General features: G+C 62.0%; 13 protein-coding genes. 4 read left to right on the top strand and 9 right to left on the bottom strand.

Annotation, left to right across the window (positions count from 1 at the left end; genetic code table 11):
• Nucleotides 1–15 precede the first annotated feature (15 nt).
• A complete protein-coding gene (locus tag B5E66_RS05650; protein ID WP_087229971.1) occupies nt 16–4,269 on the top strand; it encodes a PolC-type DNA polymerase III in 4,254 nt (1,417 codons plus the stop codon).
• Between the two features lie 54 nt (nt 4,270–4,323).
• Here B5E66_RS05650 and B5E66_RS05645 read toward each other — a convergent pair whose 3' ends face one another.
• The 7 genes from B5E66_RS05645 to B5E66_RS05615 form a co-directional block, all read right to left on the bottom strand.
• The gene (locus B5E66_RS05645) at nt 4,324–4,602 is read right to left on the bottom strand and encodes a hypothetical protein (RefSeq protein ID WP_087229842.1); all 279 of its coding nucleotides are present in this window, start codon (nt 4,600–4,602) and stop codon (nt 4,324–4,326) included.
• Nucleotides 4,603–4,715: 113 nt separating this feature from the next.
• Entirely contained in the window at nt 4,716–5,396 is a 681-nt protein-coding gene (locus B5E66_RS05640) for a potassium channel family protein (protein WP_087229839.1), read from the bottom strand.
• A gap of 14 nt (nt 5,397–5,410) precedes the next feature.
• Nucleotides 5,411–6,709: a TrkH family potassium uptake protein gene (locus B5E66_RS05635; RefSeq protein WP_087229836.1), complete on the bottom strand. Its 1,299-nt coding sequence runs from the start codon at nt 6,707–6,709 to the stop codon at nt 5,411–5,413.
• Between the two features lie 432 nt (nt 6,710–7,141).
• Nucleotides 7,142–9,790, bottom strand: coding sequence for a cation-translocating P-type ATPase (locus B5E66_RS05630; RefSeq protein WP_087229833.1), 2,649 nt, complete (start codon nt 9,788–9,790; stop codon nt 7,142–7,144).
• Nucleotides 9,791–10,139: 349 nt separating this feature from the next.
• Nucleotides 10,140–11,843 (bottom strand): DAK2 domain-containing protein, encoded by a 1,704-nt coding sequence (locus tag B5E66_RS05625; protein WP_087229830.1) that lies wholly within the window; start codon nt 11,841–11,843, stop codon nt 10,140–10,142.
• A gap of 56 nt (nt 11,844–11,899) precedes the next feature.
• A complete protein-coding gene (locus B5E66_RS05620) occupies nt 11,900–12,250 on the bottom strand; it encodes an Asp23/Gls24 family envelope stress response protein (RefSeq protein ID WP_087229827.1) in 351 nt (116 codons plus the stop codon).
• A gap of 41 nt (nt 12,251–12,291) precedes the next feature.
• Nucleotides 12,292–13,842, bottom strand: coding sequence for an ABC transporter substrate-binding protein (locus B5E66_RS05615; RefSeq protein WP_087229824.1), 1,551 nt, complete (start codon nt 13,840–13,842; stop codon nt 12,292–12,294).
• Between the two features lie 327 nt (nt 13,843–14,169).
• On the opposite strand from B5E66_RS05615, the gene B5E66_RS05610 reads away from it, so the two are divergent.
• Nucleotides 14,170–14,628: a CBS domain-containing protein gene (locus B5E66_RS05610; RefSeq protein ID WP_087229821.1), complete on the top strand. Its 459-nt coding sequence runs from the start codon at nt 14,170–14,172 to the stop codon at nt 14,626–14,628.
• Nucleotides 14,629–15,008: 380 nt separating this feature from the next.
• On the opposite strand, the gene B5E66_RS05605 is transcribed toward B5E66_RS05610, so the two are convergent.
• Both B5E66_RS05605 and B5E66_RS05600 read right to left on the bottom strand, forming a co-directional pair.
• Nucleotides 15,009–15,698 (bottom strand): SDR family NAD(P)-dependent oxidoreductase, encoded by a 690-nt coding sequence (locus B5E66_RS05605; RefSeq protein ID WP_242958104.1) that lies wholly within the window; start codon nt 15,696–15,698, stop codon nt 15,009–15,011.
• 86 nt (nt 15,699–15,784) lie between these two features.
• Nucleotides 15,785–16,171, bottom strand: a complete 387-nt coding sequence (locus B5E66_RS05600) for a hypothetical protein (RefSeq protein ID WP_087229815.1) — start codon at nt 16,169–16,171, stop codon at nt 15,785–15,787.
• A 349-nt stretch (nt 16,172–16,520) separates the two neighbouring features.
• Between B5E66_RS05600 and B5E66_RS05595 the strand changes: the two genes are divergently transcribed.
• Both B5E66_RS05595 and B5E66_RS05590 read left to right on the top strand, forming a co-directional pair.
• Nucleotides 16,521–19,058, top strand: coding sequence for a transglycosylase domain-containing protein (locus tag B5E66_RS05595; protein ID WP_087229812.1), 2,538 nt, complete (start codon nt 16,521–16,523; stop codon nt 19,056–19,058).
• A 129-nt stretch (nt 19,059–19,187) separates the two neighbouring features.
• Entirely contained in the window at nt 19,188–19,628 is a 441-nt protein-coding gene (locus B5E66_RS05590) for an ACT domain-containing protein (RefSeq protein WP_087229809.1), read from the top strand.
• Nucleotides 19,629–19,639 lie beyond the last annotated feature (11 nt).

The following is a 19,639-nucleotide window of genomic DNA, read 5'->3' as shown; positions in this document are numbered from 1 at the left end:
CTGTGGCCCCAGTTCATGGCCGACCCTGACTTTGCCGCCTGCTTTGGCAAAGTCCTGGTGGAGCACGCCCTGATGCTGCGGGTCGAGCAGAAGGTGATCTTTACACTGAAAAGTGCCGCGCCGCTGGACAAGGGCCTGTGTGCGCGGCTTTTGGCGTCTTTGCAGCCCGACTACGAGGGGTATGAGCTGATGATCTTCAACCAGTACCCCTATGACACTTTGGATGAAGAGGAACTGCGCGCCATTTTTGAAGAAATGAAAAAGGACGGGGTGCCCATCAACGGCTTTCTGGACCGGTGCACCCTGCAGCTGGAGGGCAGCTGCATCACGGTGGGGGTGCGGGGCGGCACAGGCTTTCTGCACGATCTGAAGTTCGACGAGATGCTGGCCGCCCGCATCGAGGCCCACACCGGCGAAAAGCCCCAGGTGACCCTGCGTTCCGCCGCGGGCGCAGAGGAGCGTCTGGCCCTGGAAAAGAAGCTGGAGGAAAAGGCTGCCCCGCCGGTGATCCAGTTCGAGGCCAAGCGCACGGCGCCTCCCATCCAGGTGGAAGGGCTGGACCTGACCGACAAGCCGGTGCAGATCTTCCACGGCAAGACCTTCAAGCCCAAAGACCTGGTCCCCCTCAAAGACCTGGGAGGCGAGGGCGGCAAGTGCATGATCTGGGGCGACGTGTTCGCCACCGAGGTCAAGGGCAGCTTCCGCAAGATCTATTCGGTGTCCATCACCGATTATACCGGCTCCATCTGCCTCAAGGTGCGCGCCCAGGAGGGGGAGGACTGCTCCAAGTGGGAGGGCCTGAAAAACGGCACCACCCTGCTGGTGCGGGGGGATTGCAGCTACGACAAATATGAGCACGACTACATCGTCTATCCCTACGATGTGATGATCGTAGAGCGCCGCCGCCGGGAGGACCACGCCCCCGAAAAACGGGTGGAGCTGCACCTGCACACCAAGCTGTCGGCCCTGGACGGCTTCTGTGACCCGGGCGGGATCGTCCGGCTGGCCCACAAGATGGGACACCGCGCCATCGCCATCACCGACCACGGGGTGTGCCAGGGCTACCCGGAGGCCATGCTGGCCGCCGATGATATCCACAAGGCCGACCCGGACTTCAAGCTGATCTACGGCTGTGAGGCCTATTTTGTGGATGACATGGTGCCCTGTGTCTACGGCGCCCAGGACCAGCCCCTCAGCGGGGAGTTCTGCGTCTTTGACACCGAGACCACCGGCCTTGACCCCGGCTGCGAATACCTGACCGAGATCGGCGCGGTGCTGGTGCGGGACGGGCGTGTGGTGGAGGAGTTCGATACCTTTGTCAAGCCGCCCAAGGCCATCACCCCCAAGATCACCGAGCTGACCGGCATCACCAACGAGATGGTGGCGGACGCCCCCGAGGAAGGGGAGGCCCTGCGGGCTTTTCTGGACTTTGCCGGGGGCCGGGTGCTGGTGGCCCACAACGCCAACGGCTTTGATATCCGGTTTCTGCGGGCGGCGGCGGGCCGCAGCGGCATCGCCTTTGCCCCTACCTACATCGACACGCTGACCATGGCCCAGACCATGTACCCCGGCCTCCACAATTACAGGCAGGGCACCATCAACAAGCACCTGGAGCTGCCTCCCTACGAGGCCCACCGGGCCTGCGAGGACGCGGGGGCCTTGGGCCGCATCTTCTGCGTCATGCTGCGGGATTTGGAAGAAAAGCAGATCGCTTCCATCGGTGAGATCAACACCGGGCTGGGGGGCAACCGGGAGGTCCTGCGCAAAAAATACTACCACATCATCATCCTGGTCAAAAACCAGGCCGGCCTGAAGAACCTGTACAAGATCGTCAGCAAGGCCCATCTGGACTACTTCTTCAAAAAGCCGCGGGTGCCCCGCAGCCTGCTGAACCAGTACCGGGAGGGGCTGCTGCTCACCTCGGCCTGCGAGGCGGGAGAGCTGTACCGTGCGGTGGTGGAGGAGCGTCCCTATGAGGAGCTGAAAAAGATCGCCGCCTACTACGATATCCTGGAAGTGCAGCCTCTGGGCAACAACGAATATATGGTCCGGGAGGGCCGGGTGGACAGTGTGGAGAAGATCAAGGACTTCAACCGCACCATCATCCGTCTGGGGGAGGATCTGCACAAGCCGGTGATCGCCACCGGCGACGTCCACTTCCAGGAACCGGAGGACGCCGTCTACCGCACCGTCATGCAGGCGGCCGGCGGCTACAAGGACGCCGACCACCAGCCTCCCCTCTATTACCGCACCACCGAGGATATGCTGGCCCAGTTTGACTACCTGCCCCCGGAAAAGGCCCGGGAGATCGTGATTACCAACCCCAACAAGATCGCGGCTGTCATCGACAACAACGTCCGTGCCATTCCGCGGGGCACTTATCCGCCCAGCATCGAAGGGGCGGAACAGCAGCTGCGGGACGCCACCTGGAAACGGGCCAAGGAAGACTACGGCGACCCCCTGCCCGCTCTGGTGCAGGAGCGGCTGCAAAAGGAGCTGGACTCCATCTGCGGCCACGGCTATGCGGTGCTGTATGTGATCGCGGTCAAACTGGTGGCCTTCTCCAACGCGGGCGGCTACCAGGTGGGCAGCCGTGGCTCGGTGGGATCTTCCGCCGTGGCCCACTTCTCGGGTATCTCGGAGGTGAACAGCCTGCCGCCCCACTACCGCTGCCCCAAGTGCAAGCACAGCGAGTTCATCACCGACGGCAGCGTGGAGGACGGATTTGACCTGCCCGACAAGGACTGCCCGGTCTGCGGCACCCCCATGCTGGTAGACGGCCACGACATCCCCTTCGAGACCTTCCTGGGCTTTTACGGCGACAAGGAGCCGGATATCGACCTGAACTTTTCGGGCGAATACCAGAGCAACGTCCACCGCTACACGGAAGAGCTGTTCGGCAAGGAGAACGTCTTTAAGGCGGGCACCGTCTCGGGCATCCAGGACAAGACCGCCTATGGCTATGTCAAGCGGTACTTGGAGGAGCGGGGCAAGACGGTCAACCACGCCGAGGAAAACCGTCTGACCCTGGGCTGCACCGGCGTCAAGCGGACCACCGGCCAGCACCCCGGCGGTATGGTGGTGGTGCCCGCCACCAGCGAGATCTACGATTTCTGCCCCATCCAGCACCCGGCGGACGACGTGGCCGGCGGCCTGCTGACCACCCACTTCGAATTCAAATACCTCCACGATACCCTTCTCAAGCTGGACGAGCTGGGCCACGATATGCCCACCTTCTACAAATATTTTGAGGAGTATACCGGGGTGCCGGTGGACAGCATCCCCATGAACGATCCCAAGGTATACAGCCTGCTGACCAGCCCCGAGGCGCTGGGGGTCACCCCCGAGCAGATCGACAGCCAGACCGGCACCTTCGGCATCCCCGAGATGGGCACCAACTTTGTGCGCCAGATGCTGGTGGAGGCAAAGCCCAAGAACTTTTCCGAGCTGATCCAGATTTCGGGGCTGTCCCACGGCACCGACGTGTGGACCAACAACGCCGACGAGCTGATCCGCAGCGGTACCTGTACCATTGCCGAAGTGATCGGCTGCCGTGACAGCATCATGCTGTACCTGATCCGCAAGGGCCTGGAGCCCAAGATGGCCTTTGACATCATGGAGGACGTCCGCAAGGGCAAAGTGGCCAAGGGCGGCTTCAAACCCGGCTGGGAGGAGGCCATGCGGGAGCACGACGTGCCCGACTGGTACATCGAATCCTGCCGCAAGATCAAGTATATGTTCCCCAAGGCCCACGCGGTGGCCTACCTGATGAGCGCCATCCGGCTGATGTGGTACAAGATCTACTATCCCCAGGCGTTCTACGCGGTCTATTTCACCGTGCGCGGGGATGACATCGATTACGAAGCCGCCGTGGGCGGCACCGATGTGGCCCGCGCCCACATGAACGAGGTCAACCGCCGCCTGAAAGAGGAGAAGAACGCCAAGGACGAGGATCTGCTGGTGTCGCTGCAGCTGGTCAATGAGATGCTGATGCGGGGCTATCAGTTCCTGCCCATCCAGATCGGCAAGAGCCGCGGCACCCGCTATGTCATCGAGGACGGCAAGGTGCGTCTGCCTTTTGCGGCCATCAAGGGCCTGGGCGCCACCGCCGCCCTGGCCCTCGAGAATGTCACCATCCACGGCGAGGACTACCTCTCGGTGGAGGAGCTGCAGCAGGCGGCCGGGGTCTCCAGCGCCGTCATCGACAAGCTGCGCCAGGTGGGCGCTCTGGGGGACCTGCCCGAGAGCAGCCAGGTGAGCTTCTTCTGAAAACCATGCAAAAAGAGCCGGCTCCCAGCCAAAACGGCAGGGGGCCGGCTTTGTTTATGCCTCGTCGATGGCCCCGCCGCAGTAGGGGCAGTGGGTGATCATGTGGCTGCGGGCGTATAGCCCGAAATCGGGCAGCCGCTTGCCGCAGTGGGGGCAGCGCCACCAGCGGAAGAGCACGATGCTGTAAGCAGCTCCGACCCCGATGGACAGCGCGAGCGGCGCCCCGTAGATCCGGACATCCTCGGTTTGGAGGGCCAGCAGCAGGACCACAAGAAGGCCAAGCAGAACGTACAAAAGGGTCCTGGACAGGCTGCGCGCCCGGTTCGGTTTCATACGGATCCCTCCTTTTCCAAACTTCTTTTTCCCCATACGTCCCGGAATGGGAAAAGATTGCAGACGGATGCAAAAATCCCCTGTCTTTCAGGCAGAAAGGCAGGGAATCGCAGTTACTGGTTGTTCAGCCAGTCCAGCAGGCGGTTGGCGCCGTTCTTATCGCCGGACACAAAGAGGATATCCCCCTCCTTGAAGGCGGTGTCGGGGCCGACCGACTCGTTGACCTTGCCGCCATTCTCAATGGCGATGATGTTCAGGCCGAAGCGGCCGCGCAGATTGACGTCCACAACGGTGCGGCCGATCATCTTGGAGGGGACCTCCAGCTTGGAGATGCTGACCTGCTCGCTGAGCTGGACAAAGTCCAGCATACCGGTAGTCTCCAGGCGATGGGCCAGGCGGATGGCCATGTCGTGTTCGGGATATACCACCTGGGCGCCCAGCTTGCGCAGGACCTGGCCCTGCTCCTCGCTGGCAGCCTTGGCGATGACGGTGGGGATGCCCATGCTGACCAGATGGAGGGTGGTCAGGATCGAGACGTCCATCTTCTCGCCAATGCACACCACGGCCACGTCGCAGTTCTGGATACCGGTCTCCTCCAGGGTCTTTTTGTCCAGGTTTTTGACCACATAGGCGCTCTCAGTGTAATCCCGCAGCATCCGCACCTTTTCTTCGTCCTGGTCCAGGACCACCAGGTCCTCGCCGGCCTCGGCCAGCTCGATGGCCAGGGCGCTGCCAAAGCGGCCCAGGCCCACGATGCCGTAAGAAGATTTCGATTTCTTGGGTTTGCCAAACATACTATTTCCTCCTGTCAGCCGATGGCGATGTTGCCTTCGGGGTAACTGATCCGCTCGCCCTTGTCAAAATACCAGACAGAAGCGATGGTCAGAGGGCCAAGGCGGCCAATGTACATGGTAAGGATCGAGATCAGCTTTGCGGGGATGCCCAGCCCGGTGGTGATGCCGGTGGACAGACCCACGGTGCCGAAGGCGCTGGTCATCTCGAACAGGGCGTCCACCAGCCGCAGCTGGGGCTCGAACACCATCATCAGCCAGGTGCCGGTGAGCACCACCGACAGAGCCAGCAGGGTGATGACCGCTGCCTTGCGGAAGGCGCCCGAGGGCACCGCGTAGTGGAAGGCTTTTTCGCCCCGGTTGGTGGCGGCCGACTTGATGCCCTGCAGCAGCACGAAGAAGGTGCTTGTCTTGATACCGCCGCCGGTGGATCCGGGGGAAGCGCCGATGAACATCAGCACGATCAGCACAAGCAGGCCGGCGCTGTTGAACTCGGCCAGGGGATAGGTGGAGAAGCCTGCGGTACGGGCCGACACGCTGTGGAAGAAAGCAGCCAGCCAGGTGATGTTCTCGGTCAGTTTGAGCAGTACGGCGCCTACCACGATGAGGATGGCGCTGACCGTAATGACCACTTTGGTGTGCATCGAGAATTTCTTCCAGTGGAAGCGGTTGTGCAGCACATCCTGGATGACCAGGAAACCGATGCCGCCAAAGATGATCAGCCCGCAGGTGATCAGATTGAGCATCACGTTGTCCCGGTAGGGGATGAGGTTCTGATAATTGCCCAGGATATCAAAACCCGAGTTGTTGAAGGCTGCCACCGAGTGGAAAATGCTGATCCACAGGGCCCGCAGGGGCGGATAGTCCTGCACAAAGACAATGAAGCTGAGGGCTGCGCCCACCCCTTCAAAGCAGAGGGTCATCAGGAAGATCCGCTTGAGGAAGCGCAGGATGCCCTGGGCGGAGTCCAGGTTGAGGGCTTCCTGCAGGACGCTGCGCTCCTTCAGATTGATCTTGCGGCCCATGACCAGGATGATGCCCGCGCCCACCGAAGTGACGCCCAGGCCGCCGATCTGGATCAGCGCCGCCAGGATGAACTGCCCGATGAAGGTGAAATTGTCTCCCGCATCGATGGCGATCAGACCGGTGACGCAGACCGCGCTGGTGGAGGTGTAGAGGGTGTCGATGTAGTGGACTACAGCCCCTTCCTGTACGCTGAAGGGCATGATCAGCAGCACCGACCCCAGCAGGATCACCAGTGCAAAGCCAAGGGCAATGACCCGCACCGGCGACTGCTTTTTGATAAAGTCGAACATAAGATCTCCTTGCTTGTGGTGCGGCAGCCCGGGATGGGCTGCTGCCAGTAAGACCAGAGGTGGGACTGGATGCCCTGTGCGGCGCCCCCGGCAAGGATGTGCCGCCAGCCATCCAGATGTCCTGTATCTGACCGCCGCGATGCCGTTCCATCCTGACCGGGACGCTCCCTGCCGTGCTGCTGTCCGCAGCTGGCGCCTCCGGGGCGGATATCTCAACATTTTTGACTTCTCAGATACACATTAGTATAACAGGAAATAGGAAAAAGAAAAGGGGGTATTTCGCATTTTTTACACAAAATGGACTTGAAATATTTTCCTTTTCCACACAAATTGCGCAAAAAATGCGCAGGAGCAAAAAAGAGGCCCGTGCCCCTCTGCGCGGGCAGGGGAACACGGGCCGGATCGCTGAAAAAACAGGGATGGAAAACAGCGTTACTCCGCCTTGGCGGTGCTGCGCTGGATGAGCTTGACGATCTCCACCACGGGGATGACCAGGAACGCCAGGGCCAGGGCCACCAGGTACTCGCCCAGGTCAACGGGGGTGAAGCCGAACAGGTTGGCCACAAAGGGCACTTCCAGCACGACGGTGGTCAGCACCAGGCTGCCCAGCATGGCGCCCCACAGGACCTTGTTGTGGGTGTGCAGGGTGAACACGCTCTTGCGCTGGCTGCGCATATTGAAGCTGTGGAAGATCTCGCACATGCTCATGGTCAGGAAGGCCATGGTCATGCCGTCGTCGCTGACGCCCACCGGCATCTCAAAGTAGCCCACTTCCATGCAGTGGCCGATGATATAGGAGGCCAGAGTGATGACCGAGATCAGCAGGCCCTGGTAGCCGATATCAAAGCCCAGGCCGCCGGCAAAGATGCCGTCCTTGGAGTTGCGGGGCTTGCGCTTCATGATATCGCTCTCGCTCTGCTCCATGCCCAGAGCCAGGGCGGGGAAGCAGTCGGTGATCAGGTTGATGAACAGCAGGTGGACGGGGTTGAGCAGGGTGAAGCCCAGCAGGGTGGCGCAGAACACGCCCAGCACCTCGCTCATGTTGGAAGCCAGCAGGAACTGGATGGCCTTGCGGATGTTGGCGTAGATGCGGCGGCCTTCCTCCACAGCGCCCACGATGGTGGCAAAGTTGTCGTCGGACAGCACCATGTCGGCCACGTTCTTGGTGACGTCGGTGCCGGTGATGCCCATGCCGATGCCGATATCGGCAGCCTTGATGGAGGGCGCGTCGTTGACGCCGTCGCCGGTCATGGCGGTGATGGCGCCGTTGCCCTTCCAGGCGGTGACGATGCGCACCTTGTGCTCAGGCTGGACGCGGGCGTAGACGCCGTACTTCTTGACGGCCTCGCCGATCTCGCTGTCAGGCACCTTGTCCAGCTCTGCGCCGGTGATGGCCTGGCTGGCGTCGGTGATGATGCCCAGCTCCTTGGCGATGGCCACGGCGGTGTCCTTGTGGTCGCCGGTGATCATGACGGGACGGATGCCGGCCTCACGGCATTCCACAATGGCGGGCTTGACCTCGGGACGGACCGGGTCGATCATGCCGGTCAGGCCCAGGAAGCACAGATCCTGCTCCAGGAAGGCAGGCTCGTTCTTGGCGGGCTTTTCGGCCCAGTCGCGCTTGGCGGCGGCCAGCACACGCAGAGCCTGGTCGGCCATATCCTTGTTGGCCTTCAGGATCTCGGCGCGCTTGGCGTCGGTCATAGGCAGGACCTTGCCGTTCTCCAGGTAGGAGGTGCAGCGCTTGAGGATCTCGTCGGGAGCGCCCTTGGTGTACTGGACAAAGGCGCTGCCGGCGGTGTGGATGGTGCTCATCATCTTGCGGGAAGAATCAAAGGGAGCCTCGTCCACACGGGGCTGGGCGGCGGCCAGCTGGCCCTTGGGCAGGCCCTCTTTGGCCGCAAAGTTGACCAGGGCGGCCTCGGTGGGCTCGCCCTCGGCCTGGCCGGCGTCGTTCAGGATGGCGTCGTTGCACAGGGCCATGGCGGTGGCCAGGGGAGCAGTCTCGCCCAGATGCTGCACCACGGTCATCTTGTTCTGGGTCAGGGTGCCGGTCTTATCCGAGCAGATCACCTGGGTGCAGCCCAGGGTCTCCACGGCGGTCAGACGGCGGATGACGGCGTTGCGCTTGCTCATGTTGGTAACGCCGATGGAAAGCACCACCGTCACCACGGTGGCAAGGCCCTCGGGGATGGCGGCCACAGCCAGGGACACCGCCACCATGAAGGTGGACAGGATGGAATCCAGGGTGAAGGAGCCGGCCACGATCAGGTCAAAGACAAAGATAAACAGGCAGATGCCCAGCACCAGCTTGGACAGCACGCGGCTGAGCTGGTCCAGCTGACGCTGCAGGGGAGTCTGCTCCTGCTCGGTGTTGGCCAGGGCGCCTGCGATCTTGCCCATCTCGGTGTCCATACCGGTGCGGGTGATCAGGGCCTTGCCGCGGCCATACACCACGGTGGAGCCCATATAGCACATATTCTTGCGGTCGCCCAGGGGGATCTCGGTCTGGTTTTTGCCCAGGCCCAGCGCATCGATGATCTTGTTGACGGGGACGCTCTCGCCGGTCAGGGCGGCCTCCTCGATCTTCAGGCTGGCGCTCTCCAGCAGACGGCCGTCAGCGGGGACGGCGTCGCCGGCCTCCAGCAGGACGATGTCGCCGGGCACCAGCTGATCGCTGTGCAGGGAGATCTGCTTGCCGTCCCGCAGCACCTTGCAGGTGGCGGCGGTCATGGTCTGCAGCGCCTCGATGGCGGCCTCCGCCTTGCTCTCCTGGAAGACGCCCAGCACCGCGTTCAGCAGCACCACGATCAGGATGATAAAGACCTCGGCAAAGCTCTCGCCCGAGATGAAGTTGGTCACCGCAGAGACGGCGGCCGCGATCATCAGGATGATCAGCATGGGGTCCTTCAGCTGCTCGATGAAGCGCTGCAGAAGGGTGGGCTTCTCAGCGTCCTTCAGCTTGTTGGGGCCGTATTTCTCGAGCCGTGCAGCGGCCTCCTCGCTGCTTAGACCGCTGGGGCTGGTGTCCAGCTCCGCAATCAGCTCTTGCGGGGTTTGTACATACTCCTGTTGTTTCATTCTAGGTTTTCTCCTCCTAACGGTATAGGGCGTCTTCCAAACCACCGGCGTCGTATGGAACCTGTGGTTTTTCGGATACACCCCGGTGCATGGTGAGGGCGAACACAAAAGCGAAGAGTGCCCGACAAAACAAAAGACCCATGCACTGGATGGGCTTCCGGTGCATGAGTCTCATTCTTTATCAAAGCTGCCCGAACTCATAAAGAGTTGTCCTGACGGGCCGGCCTCGCGCTCTCACGCGGAATTACTCCCTCATGTGTTTCTCATTATATAGGATGGGACTGCATTTGTCAATGGACAAACGCGTACAGGAGTGAAACATTCTGCAAAGAACGGGGGCCTGCGGGGCTTATTCAACGCTGATCATATAATAGTAGACCGGCTGGCCGCCCCGGATATGGCTGACTTCCACATGGCTGGGGCACTTGGCCTTGATCATCTCGGTGGTGCGCTCGGCGTCCTCGTCGCTGACATCGCAGCCCGAAATGACGGTGACAAAGCTGGAGTCCTTCTTGCACATGCTGCGGGCCAGACGGTAGGCGGCCTTGGTCAGGTCGTTGGAGGTGGCCACGATCTTGCCGTTCTCCAGCGACATGATCTCGCCCTTGCGGATGCGGCGGCCGTCGTACTCGCTGTCCCGGGCGGCGTAGGTGATCAGGCCGGTGGATACGTTGTCGGCCGCCTTCATCATGTTGATGGTGTTGGCCTCCACCGAAGCGGTGGGGTCAAAATTGAGCATGGCGGTGATGCCCATGGGGATGGTGCGGGTGGGCAGCACCACCACCTGGCGGTCGGCCAGCTTTTCAGCCTGCTCGGCGGCCATGATGATGTTCTTGTTGTTGGGCAGCACAAAGACGGTCTTGGCGGGCACGCTCTGGACGGCGGCCAGGATGTCTTCGGTGGCGGGGTTCATGGTCTGCCCGCCCGACACCACGGCGTCCACAGCCAGGTCGGCAAAGACGGCTTTCAGGCCCTCGCCGGCAGCCACGGCCACAAAGCCGTAGTCGCGGCTGGGATCCACGGCGGCGTAGATGAACTCGCTGGCGATGGAGTCCGAGCTGCGCTGCTTTTCGGCCTCGGCCTGCTTTTCCAGGCTCTTGCCCTGTTTCTGACGGGCCAGGAACTGCTCGTGCATATTCTCGATCTTGAAATTGGTCAGGTAGCCGTACTTGATGGCCTCCGAGAGGATCTTGCCGGGGTCGGCGGTGTGGACATGGAGGTTGATGACGTCGTCGTCCTCGATGCAGACCACGCTGTCGCCGTTGGACTCAGCAAAGGCGCGCATCTTGGCGGCGCTGGCGCCATCCTCCTTGTGGATCAGGAACTGGGTGCAGTAGCCGTTCTTGATGTCCTCCACCTTCATCAGGTCGTCGGTAAAGACGCCGCGGCCCGCGTTCTCGGTGGAGAGCTTGGCCTTGTTCTGGGGCTGGCCGGCAGAGGGGACGATGCCCTCGCCGCGGAACACCTGGCCCATCCCCTCGAAGATGATCAGGATGCCCTGGCCCCCGGCGTCCACCACGCCGGCCTTTTTCAGCACGGGCAGCAGGTTGGGGGTGTCGTCCAGGGCGCGCTGCCCGGCGTTCAGCACCAGCTCCCACAGGTCGTTCACGTCGGCGATGCCGCTGGCCCGGGCTTCCTCCGAGGCGATGCGGGCCACCGTCAGGATGGTGCCCTCGGTGGGTTTCATGACAGCCTTATAAGCGGCCTGCACGCCTTTTTCCAGGGCGCAGACCAGATCCTCGGCCCCGGCCTCCTTTTTGCCCTCCAGAGCCTTGGAAAAGCCCCGGAACAGCAGGCTGGTGATGACGCCCGAATTGCCGCGGGCGCCCCGCAGCATGGCGGAAGCGGCGGTCTTGGCCGCCTCGCCCACGGTGCAGTCGTCGCCCAGAGCCTGCAGCTCGGGCACGGCGGCGCCGATGGTCATGCCCATGTTGGTGCCGGTATCGCCGTCGGGCACGGGGAACACGTTCAGCTCGTCCACACGGGAGCGCTGGTTGTTGATGTTGTTTGCGCCGGAGATGATGGCGTCACGCAGAATTTTACCACTAATCATTGCTTTCTACTCCTTGTCTGCCCACGGGCGCGCCCGGGGATTTGTGTTTCGTCTTTTCAGGCGATCACGTCGTCCACCGACACGATCACACGGGCCACGCGCAGGCCGGTCGAGCGCTCGACTTCGTCCTGCACCCGATGGGTGATGCTCTGGGCCGCTGTGGCGATGTTCAGCCCATAGCCGACAGCGATGTGGATCTCGATGATGAGGCGGCCGTTTTCCGAAGTGACACGGACGCCTTTTTCGGCAAAGTCCTCGCCGCGCACCAGGCTTTTGACCGTGTCGGCCACCCCCCGGGGGGCCATGGCGGCCACACCGTAGCAGTTCTTGGCGGCTTCGCCTACCAGCGTCGAAAAATACTCGGCGGAAAAGCGGACATCGCCCAAGGGTAAATGCGTAGTGATCATAATCGCTCTGCTCCTTTTATAAAAATTTTAAAGCGTTACGCTTATTCTGCATCCTGGCTGCCGCCTGTGACAGACAGCCCTGCGAGGGAATAGTAAATATCGCTGACGCTGGACAGCACTCCGCTGGTGCGGCGGTTGGACACCGTGACGCCGCCCCGCCACAGCAGGGGGATATAGGGCATCTGCTGGGCAAACACCTCCTCAAAGGCGGGGGCCGCGCTGCTGTCGGCCCGCATCTGGGTGTAAGCGTCCAGCAGCTGCTGGGTGACGGACAGGCCGTACCGGGCGCTGCCGCTCCAGAACGGCGAGAGGTCAATATTATTATACAACTTCATTTCGCCGATGTACAGCTCAAATTGCCGGTCCTGCACCATCTGCAGGTAGGCGCCGAAATCATCGGCCTGGGTGACCGTGGCCTGAATGCCTGCTTCGGCCCACTGCTGCTGCAAAAGCCGGGCCGCATACACCCGGTCCGCCGAGCTGCCGCACACCAAAATACTGACGCTGGCAGGCTGGCCCTGCTGGTCCCGGTAGAGGGAGGAGGCCTCGTCCCAGGTATAGCCCAGGGCGGCCATGGCCTGGGGCAGATCTTCGGTTTCGGCTTCGGCGGAGATGACCTGCTTGCCCTGGACGCAGGAGTACAGGCTGTTGATGGCGCCGGTGGCAGGGCTGGCGCTGGCAAACCGGCCGGAAAGCTCCGTCCGGGAGAGGGCGGCACTGAGGGAGGCCCGGCCCTGGCTGGTGGCGCACAGGGGGTTGTCGGATGCGCCGTTCACCCCCAGGAACAGCAGGGTATTGGTGCGGAAATAATTCTCGGAGGTGGCCACCGCCGAGGAGGCGCTCTCCTCGGCCAGGTAAAAGCTGATCTGTCCCATGGCCAGCTGGCTGACCAATTCGGCGTAGTCGCTGACGGCGGTCAGCCAGATGGTGTCGGGACCTTCCTGGGGGAAGGGGGCCCGGTCGTTGCGGACCAGGGTGGTATCCTGGCGGCCATAGGTGTACCGGCCGCTGGGGGTGGGCCGCTGGGAAGCCGTCTCGGCAGCCTTCAGGATGGGCAGGTCCAGCAGGTAGCCGAACAGGCTGTCGGGCTGGACCAGGGTGAGCACCACCGTATCGCTGCCCACCGCCTGGGCGTCGGCCATGTTGGCCAGCCGCCCGCTGTAAAAGGTGCTGGCCTTGGCCGCCAGCAGGCTGGCCGCCACATCCTGGGCGGTGATGGGCGTGCCGTCGGCAAAGGTGCATCCCTGCCGCAGCTGGATGGTGACCGTGAGCCCACTGGAGGTGATGGAATCGGCCAGCCGCATCTCCAGCTGCATCCGGGGGGAGATGACCGCCAGCTTTTCAAACAGCAGCCCGGCCACCTGTTCGGTGAGGGTGTTGGTGTCCAGATAGGGATTGTAGCTGCCCTCGCTGACCGCAATGGCGAAGCGGGCGGGCAGGCTCTCGCCGGCGCCGTCCTGGGAGGAGGCGGGGTTTTCCTGTTCGGAGGAGGGCTGGAGGACCGCCGGACGTGTGCAGCCGGCCAGCACAAGGCAGGCCAGCGCCGCCGCCGCGGCTCGCAGGCGCAGGGGGGTGGGATGTGTCAGGTGCATGGGGATCACCAGCCTCCTTTGGCAAAAATTCGACACCGCTGCCTGCTATACTGGAACAGGCGGGGCGCGTCCCTGAGACACTTGATGAAACTAGTATAGCACAAAAACGCAGCTTGTGCATGGATTTGGCGCGGATTTTAAAATGGGGCAGTTCCAGTTGTGAATAAAATCTAAAAAATCTGTGCGGAACTTTATTTCGATGTGTAAAAGTGCTAAAATTATAACAGAAAGGGGGCGGGCATCATGGACGCGGACCCCTGCGGCATCTTTATGCCGCGGCCCAAAGAATGAACCATGCGGCAAATAACATAAGCAGGAGCTCTTTTTATGAATATTTTGTTTTTCCTCTCTCCCAAGCAGGATCTGATGTATGTGTATGAGGACTTCACCCTCCGTCAGACCCTGGAAAAATGGGAGAACAACCGCTATGCATCCATCCCCATCCTGAACCGGAAGGGCGGCTATGTGGGCACCCTGACCGAAGGGGACATCCTGTGGGGGCTCAAGCGGTATCACGGGCTGGACATCGAAGGGGCGGAAGATATCCCCATCAGCAGCTTTGAACGCAAGCGGGATTACCTGCCCGTCACGGTGAACACCAGCATGGACCAGCTGGTGGAGGCCGCCATGAACCAGAACTTTGTGCCGGTGGTGGACGACCGCGGCGTCTTTATCGGCATCGTCCGCCGGCAGGCTATCATCAAATACTGCTACGACAAGTCCCGCCAGGCCGAACAGGCCGGCCGCCGCGTGCAGGCCCCCGCCGGCGCCGCTCTGCAAATCTGACTGAAAGAATACCGCGCCCCCGCAGGTGCAGCCCGCCGGGGGCGTTTTTCTGCGTAAAAAAGCCCAAAAAAGATTTGAAAGTGTAAATTATAGGACTTTTGTTCTGCTATTCTGTACACAACAGGAGGGGGAAAGGCCCCCTGCCAGCACCGTACAGAGAGGAGAGACAAAAGATGAGCGACATCGAGATCCGGTATGTGGGCGGCCATGTGGAAGTATACAGCAGGAATGGAGCGTTCCTCTTTTCTGCGGATACCATGCGGGAAGCCATGGAGGAACTGGAAAGCTGAAACCGCTTTTCTATACTATTTATATAAATAAATACAACTTTCTCTTAAAAAGGACAAAAGCCCTGTTGGAAAGACAGGGCTTTTGCAGTTTCAGCGCAGGGCAGTCCCGCCGCCGATGGGCAGGGTCACGCCGTTGATCCGGGCGGCATCTTCGCTCAGCAGGAACAGCATGGCAGGCACCACCTCCTCCGGACGGACCGCAGCGGGGTCGCCGGCGGTGTCCTCGGTCAGCAGGGGACCGGGGGCGATGCAGTTGACGGTGACGCCGCTGGAGGCATACTCTGCCGCCAGGGAGCGGGCCAGCCCCTCCAGAGAGCTCTTGACGATGACGGTGCTGGCCATCTGGGCCGCGGGGACGCCTCCGGTCAGGAACAGGACCCGGCCGCTCCCGGCCTGGGCCATCCGGGGCAGGAAGGTCTTGCACAGCAGCAGGGCGCTGTCCAGCTGGACGGCCCGGTCATCGGCAAAGCGCTCCTCGTCAAAATAGGCGTAAGCGGTCTGGATGGGGCGCAGGCCGGGCAGGTGGATGATGTGGGTGGGGGCGGGGTAGGTGTCCACCAGGTCGCTGAGGAAAGCGCGCACCGCCAGCGGCTGGGTGAAGTCCGCGTCATACGGGCGGATGAAGCCGGGCCGGGCCTGGCACAGACTGGCCAGCCGGGCCAGGTCGCCGCAGCCCTGAGCCAGGATCAGGTCCCCCTCGGCCAGAGTGGGCAGCAGCCGTTCCATCAGGGCCAGGCCCAGAGGGGAGGTGGCGCCGGTGATCAGATAGGTCTTGGACATGAAAAGTCCCTCCTGTAACATTTTACATGGTGCTTACAAGTCAGTATAACCTAACAGGAGGGGCTGTGTCAACCGGCAGGGGCCGTTCAGGCGCCCAGATCCTCCAGAAGGGTCTCCAGTTCCTGCCGGTCCCAGACCAGATAGCCGGCTTTGAACTGCAAAGCGTCCTGTTCGGGCAGCAGGTTGATATAGATATCGGTCAGCTCCAGACGCTGGCGGGGCACCCCGTCGGCGGTGCAGCTGTATACCGCCAGCCGGCCCCCCTCGTCGCAGAGGTAATAGCCGGCGGGCTCTTCCCGGACGCCGGACAGGGAGTTGCCTGCCCGCAGGGCCGGGCTGTCCGCGTCCCTGCTGCCCGGGGCGCTCGAACTGCCCTGGCTGTTCCGGGGCGGCATGGCGGCGATCCAATACAGGCTGAACACGATGGTGAAGGCACACAGGCCATAAAAGATACAATACCAGAGTTTGCGCATAAAGCCGGGCTCCTTTCGGGGTAGAAGATCCCAAAGCACTGTTCCGTCCCGCCCTGTATCCGCATCCTTTGGCGGACATCGCAGTATGTTTGGACTTCTCAGATACACCCTAGTATGGGCAAAAGAGGCGCATTTCACACAATAGACGCCAATTTTCACAGCGGAGAGCTGTACTTTCACCCGCGAACTGTGTTATAATACTTCCATCCGACCATTTGACTGCGTTTGGCCGCGCCTGCTTGGAGAGGCGCGGCGCGCGGCCGTACAGAGAGGGCCGCAGATGTTCGTCCGTCCCATGGCGGCGGGCGGGAAAAGGATCGAGAAGGATAAGGAGGCGGTTTAGATCGCTATGAATGAGATAAGGCGTATTCACCGCAGCGACAGCGAGGGGGCCGGCCGCAGCGCCGGCACGGGCTCGGGCCGCAGGGTGAACACCACCCGCAGCAGGAAAGAAGCCCTGCCGCCCTCCTCGGGGGGCGGGCGGCGCCCTGCAGAACCCCCTGCCGGGGGCAAAGGGTCCGGCGGCAAGGGGCCCAAAAAGGAAAAGAAGGGCCACCCCATCCTGCGGGGGATCTTCCGACTGTTCGCCACCCTGTTCTGCCTGGGCGTGATGGCGGGCTGTGCTCTGGTGGTCTGCGCGGTGTTCTATGTGGTGCAGGCCACCGCCAACGACGGCGATCTGCTGAACCTGGACAGCATCGAGCTGAGCCAGTCCAGCGTCGTGGTGGCCACCGACCCGGATACGGGCCAGCAGGTGGAGTATGCCACCCTCCGTTCCAGCAACAGCCACCGGATGTGGGTGGACCTGGAGCAGATCCCCACCTATTTGCAGTATGCCTTCATCTGCACCGAGGACAAGGACTTCTACAACGAGCCGGGCTTCAACCTGAAGCGGACCGTGGGCGCCATGATCAACGAGTATATCGTGCCCATTTACAGCGGCAGGCAGGGCGCGTCCACCATCGAGCAGCAGCTGATCAAAAACCTGACCGGCGATGACAGCGCCAGCGGCATCGAAGGCGCGCTGCGCAAGCTGCGGGAGATCTACCGGGCGTACACCCTGTACCGCAACTATTCCAAAGAGACCATCCTGGAGGCCTACCTGAACACCATCAGTTTCACCGGCACCATCCAGGGCGTGCAGACGGCGGCGCTGGAGTATTTCAACAAGGACGTCAGCCAGCTGACCCTGTGGGAATGCGCCGCCATCGCCTCCATCACCAACAACCCCACCAACTACAATCCCCGCACCAACCCCGAAAACCTCATCAACCGGCGCAACTATGTGCTGTACAATATGTGGAACCAGGGGATCATCAGCGAGGAAGTCTACCGGGACGCCATCGCCCAGCCGCTGGTGCTGGCAGAGGAGGATGTCTCCCGCACCACCGCCACCAACAACTCCTATTTCACCGATGCCCTGTTTGAAGAAGTGGTGCAGGACATCATGGAGAAGGAGGGCATCACCGAGGCTGCGGCCCAGCAGATGCTGTACACCGGCGGCTTTACCATCGAAGCCACCGTCAACCCCAAGATCCAGACCCAGATGGAAGAGCTGATGCTCAACACCGACGACGCCTATTTCCCGGCCGGCTGGCATGAGGAGGAGGTATCCGCCCTGTCGGAGGACGATATCCCGGTCTACAACGACGACGGTACCCTCAAGACCACCACCGCCGAGGACGGCACGGTGACCTATTACCGCAATGTGCGCACCCAGGCTGCCATGGTCATGCTGGACTACGACGGCAATGTGGTGGCCATGGTGGGCGGCCTGGGCGAAAAGACCCAGGACCTGACCCTCAACCGGGCTTACAGCGTTACCCGGCAGACCGGTTCGGCCATCAAGCCCATCGGCGCCTATGCGCTGGGCATCGAGTATGGGCTGGTCAACTGGTCCACCATGCTGAACAATTCCCCCCTCTACCTCAAGAGCGACATGGTCATCCGCAACGATGACTATTGCCGCCAGCACGGGCTGTCGGGCCTGTCGGACGAGGCGCTGCGGGCCTATCCCAACGCCTGGCGCAACTGGCCCCAAAACTACGGCGGCAACTACGGCGACAACCGGGACGTGCCTTTGTGGAACGGCCTGGCCCGTTCGCTGAACACCATTGCGGCCCGGGTGGGAGACCTGGTGGGCGCCAGCACCATCTTCAATTTTGCCTACAACACCCTCCAGCTGGATACCCTGGACCCGGTGAACGATGTCGGTCTGGCCCCCATGGTGATGGGCAGCCAGACCCACGGCGTCACCCCCATGGCCCTGGCGGCCGCCTTCCAGATCTTCTACGACGGGCAGTACACCACACCCCATCTGTACACCCGCATCCTGGACCGGGACGGCAACATCTATCTGGAGAACAACGCCACCAGCTACCAGGCCCTGACCCCTCAGACCGCCACCATCATGAACCAGCTGCTGCAGAACGTGCTGTACAGCAGTGTGGGCACCGCCGCCGGACGCTATCCCACCACCGGGAATATGCGTTCCTTCGGCAAGACGGGCACCACCACCGATGAGCGCGACCTGTGGTTCGTGGGCGGTACGCCATACTATGTGACCGCTGTGTGGTGGGGTTACGACTCCCCCTACGACATGACCCGCACCCTGGGCAGCCAGGCCCGGACCCGCACCTGCGTGGAGGCCTGGAAGGCCCTGATGAACGTGGTGCAGGAAGGCTATGAGTACAAGGAGTTCCCCATGGCGGACGGCGTGGTCCAGCGCAGCTACTGCACCGAGAGCGGCCTGCTGGCCACCTCCGGCTGCCCCGGCACAGCGGTGGGCTACTACAACGCCAACGATCTGCCTGCCACCTGCAATTATGACCACTCGGGCGGTGTGGTGCCCACCCAGCTGGACACGACCGGCATCGACACCGACTGAGCATTTCGGCAACGGGAGCGGCGCTTCACAACAGAAAACTGGCCAATCTGCCAAAATCGCATCCGTCCTCTTGCAATGCAGGGGGGCGGATGCTATTATATTTCCTGCGAGAACAGTTGTGCTTGAGAGGTGAACAGATTGGAGCGCCGATTTTATCTGGTGGACGCCCAGGTGCTGCCCGAGGTCTTTTTGAAAGTCATCCGTGCCAAGGAACTGCTGGCCAGCGGCCAGGCGCGGAACATCTCGGCTGCGACCCGCAGTGTGGGGTTGTCCCGCAGTGCATTTTATAAGTATAAGGACTGCATATTCGATTCGGAGAACGGGCGGGAGCTGATCACCGTCATGGCGACTTTGCGGGATGAGACCGGCGCACTGCAAAGCTTGCTGGCCGGCATCAGCAGCGCAGGGGCCAGCATCGTCACCATCAACCAGGCCACCCCCGAGAACGGCACGGCCCAGGTGGCGGTGACCATCCGCACCGACACCATGCAGATGACCCCCGACGAGCTGGCCGCCATGCTCTCCCGCCAGAGCACGGTGGTGGGGGTGCGTTTGGGGTATGATTTGTAAGACGCTGTCAA

The organism is Faecalibacterium sp. An121, assembly GCF_002160915.1.
Taxonomy (GTDB): Bacteria; Bacillota; Clostridia; order Oscillospirales; family Ruminococcaceae; genus Faecalibacterium; species Faecalibacterium avium.
This window is presented reverse-complemented; position numbering and strand designations above follow the sequence as displayed.

Coding starts and splice junctions, on each gene's coding strand:
- B5E66_RS05650 (WP_087229971.1), top strand. CDS start 16: ATGGCCGACCCTGACTTTGCCGCCTGCTTTGGCAAAGTCCTGGTGGAG.
- B5E66_RS05645 (WP_087229842.1), bottom strand. CDS start 4,602: ATGAAACCGAACCGGGCGCGCAGCCTGTCCAGGACCCTTTTGTACGTT.
- B5E66_RS05640 (WP_087229839.1), bottom strand. CDS start 5,396: ATGTTTGGCAAACCCAAGAAATCGAAATCTTCTTACGGCATCGTGGGC.
- B5E66_RS05635 (WP_087229836.1), bottom strand. CDS start 6,709: ATGTTCGACTTTATCAAAAAGCAGTCGCCGGTGCGGGTCATTGCCCTT.
- B5E66_RS05630 (WP_087229833.1), bottom strand. CDS start 9,790: ATGAAACAACAGGAGTATGTACAAACCCCGCAAGAGCTGATTGCGGAG.
- B5E66_RS05625 (WP_087229830.1), bottom strand. CDS start 11,843: ATGATTAGTGGTAAAATTCTGCGTGACGCCATCATCTCCGGCGCAAAC.
- B5E66_RS05620 (WP_087229827.1), bottom strand. CDS start 12,250: ATGATCACTACGCATTTACCCTTGGGCGATGTCCGCTTTTCCGCCGAG.
- B5E66_RS05615 (WP_087229824.1), bottom strand. CDS start 13,842: ATGCACCTGACACATCCCACCCCCCTGCGCCTGCGAGCCGCGGCGGCG.
- B5E66_RS05610 (WP_087229821.1), top strand. CDS start 14,170: ATGAATATTTTGTTTTTCCTCTCTCCCAAGCAGGATCTGATGTATGTG.
- B5E66_RS05605 (WP_242958104.1), bottom strand. CDS start 15,698: ATGTCCAAGACCTATCTGATCACCGGCGCCACCTCCCCTCTGGGCCTG.
- B5E66_RS05600 (WP_087229815.1), bottom strand. CDS start 16,171: ATGCGCAAACTCTGGTATTGTATCTTTTATGGCCTGTGTGCCTTCACC.
- B5E66_RS05595 (WP_087229812.1), top strand. CDS start 16,521: ATGAATGAGATAAGGCGTATTCACCGCAGCGACAGCGAGGGGGCCGGC.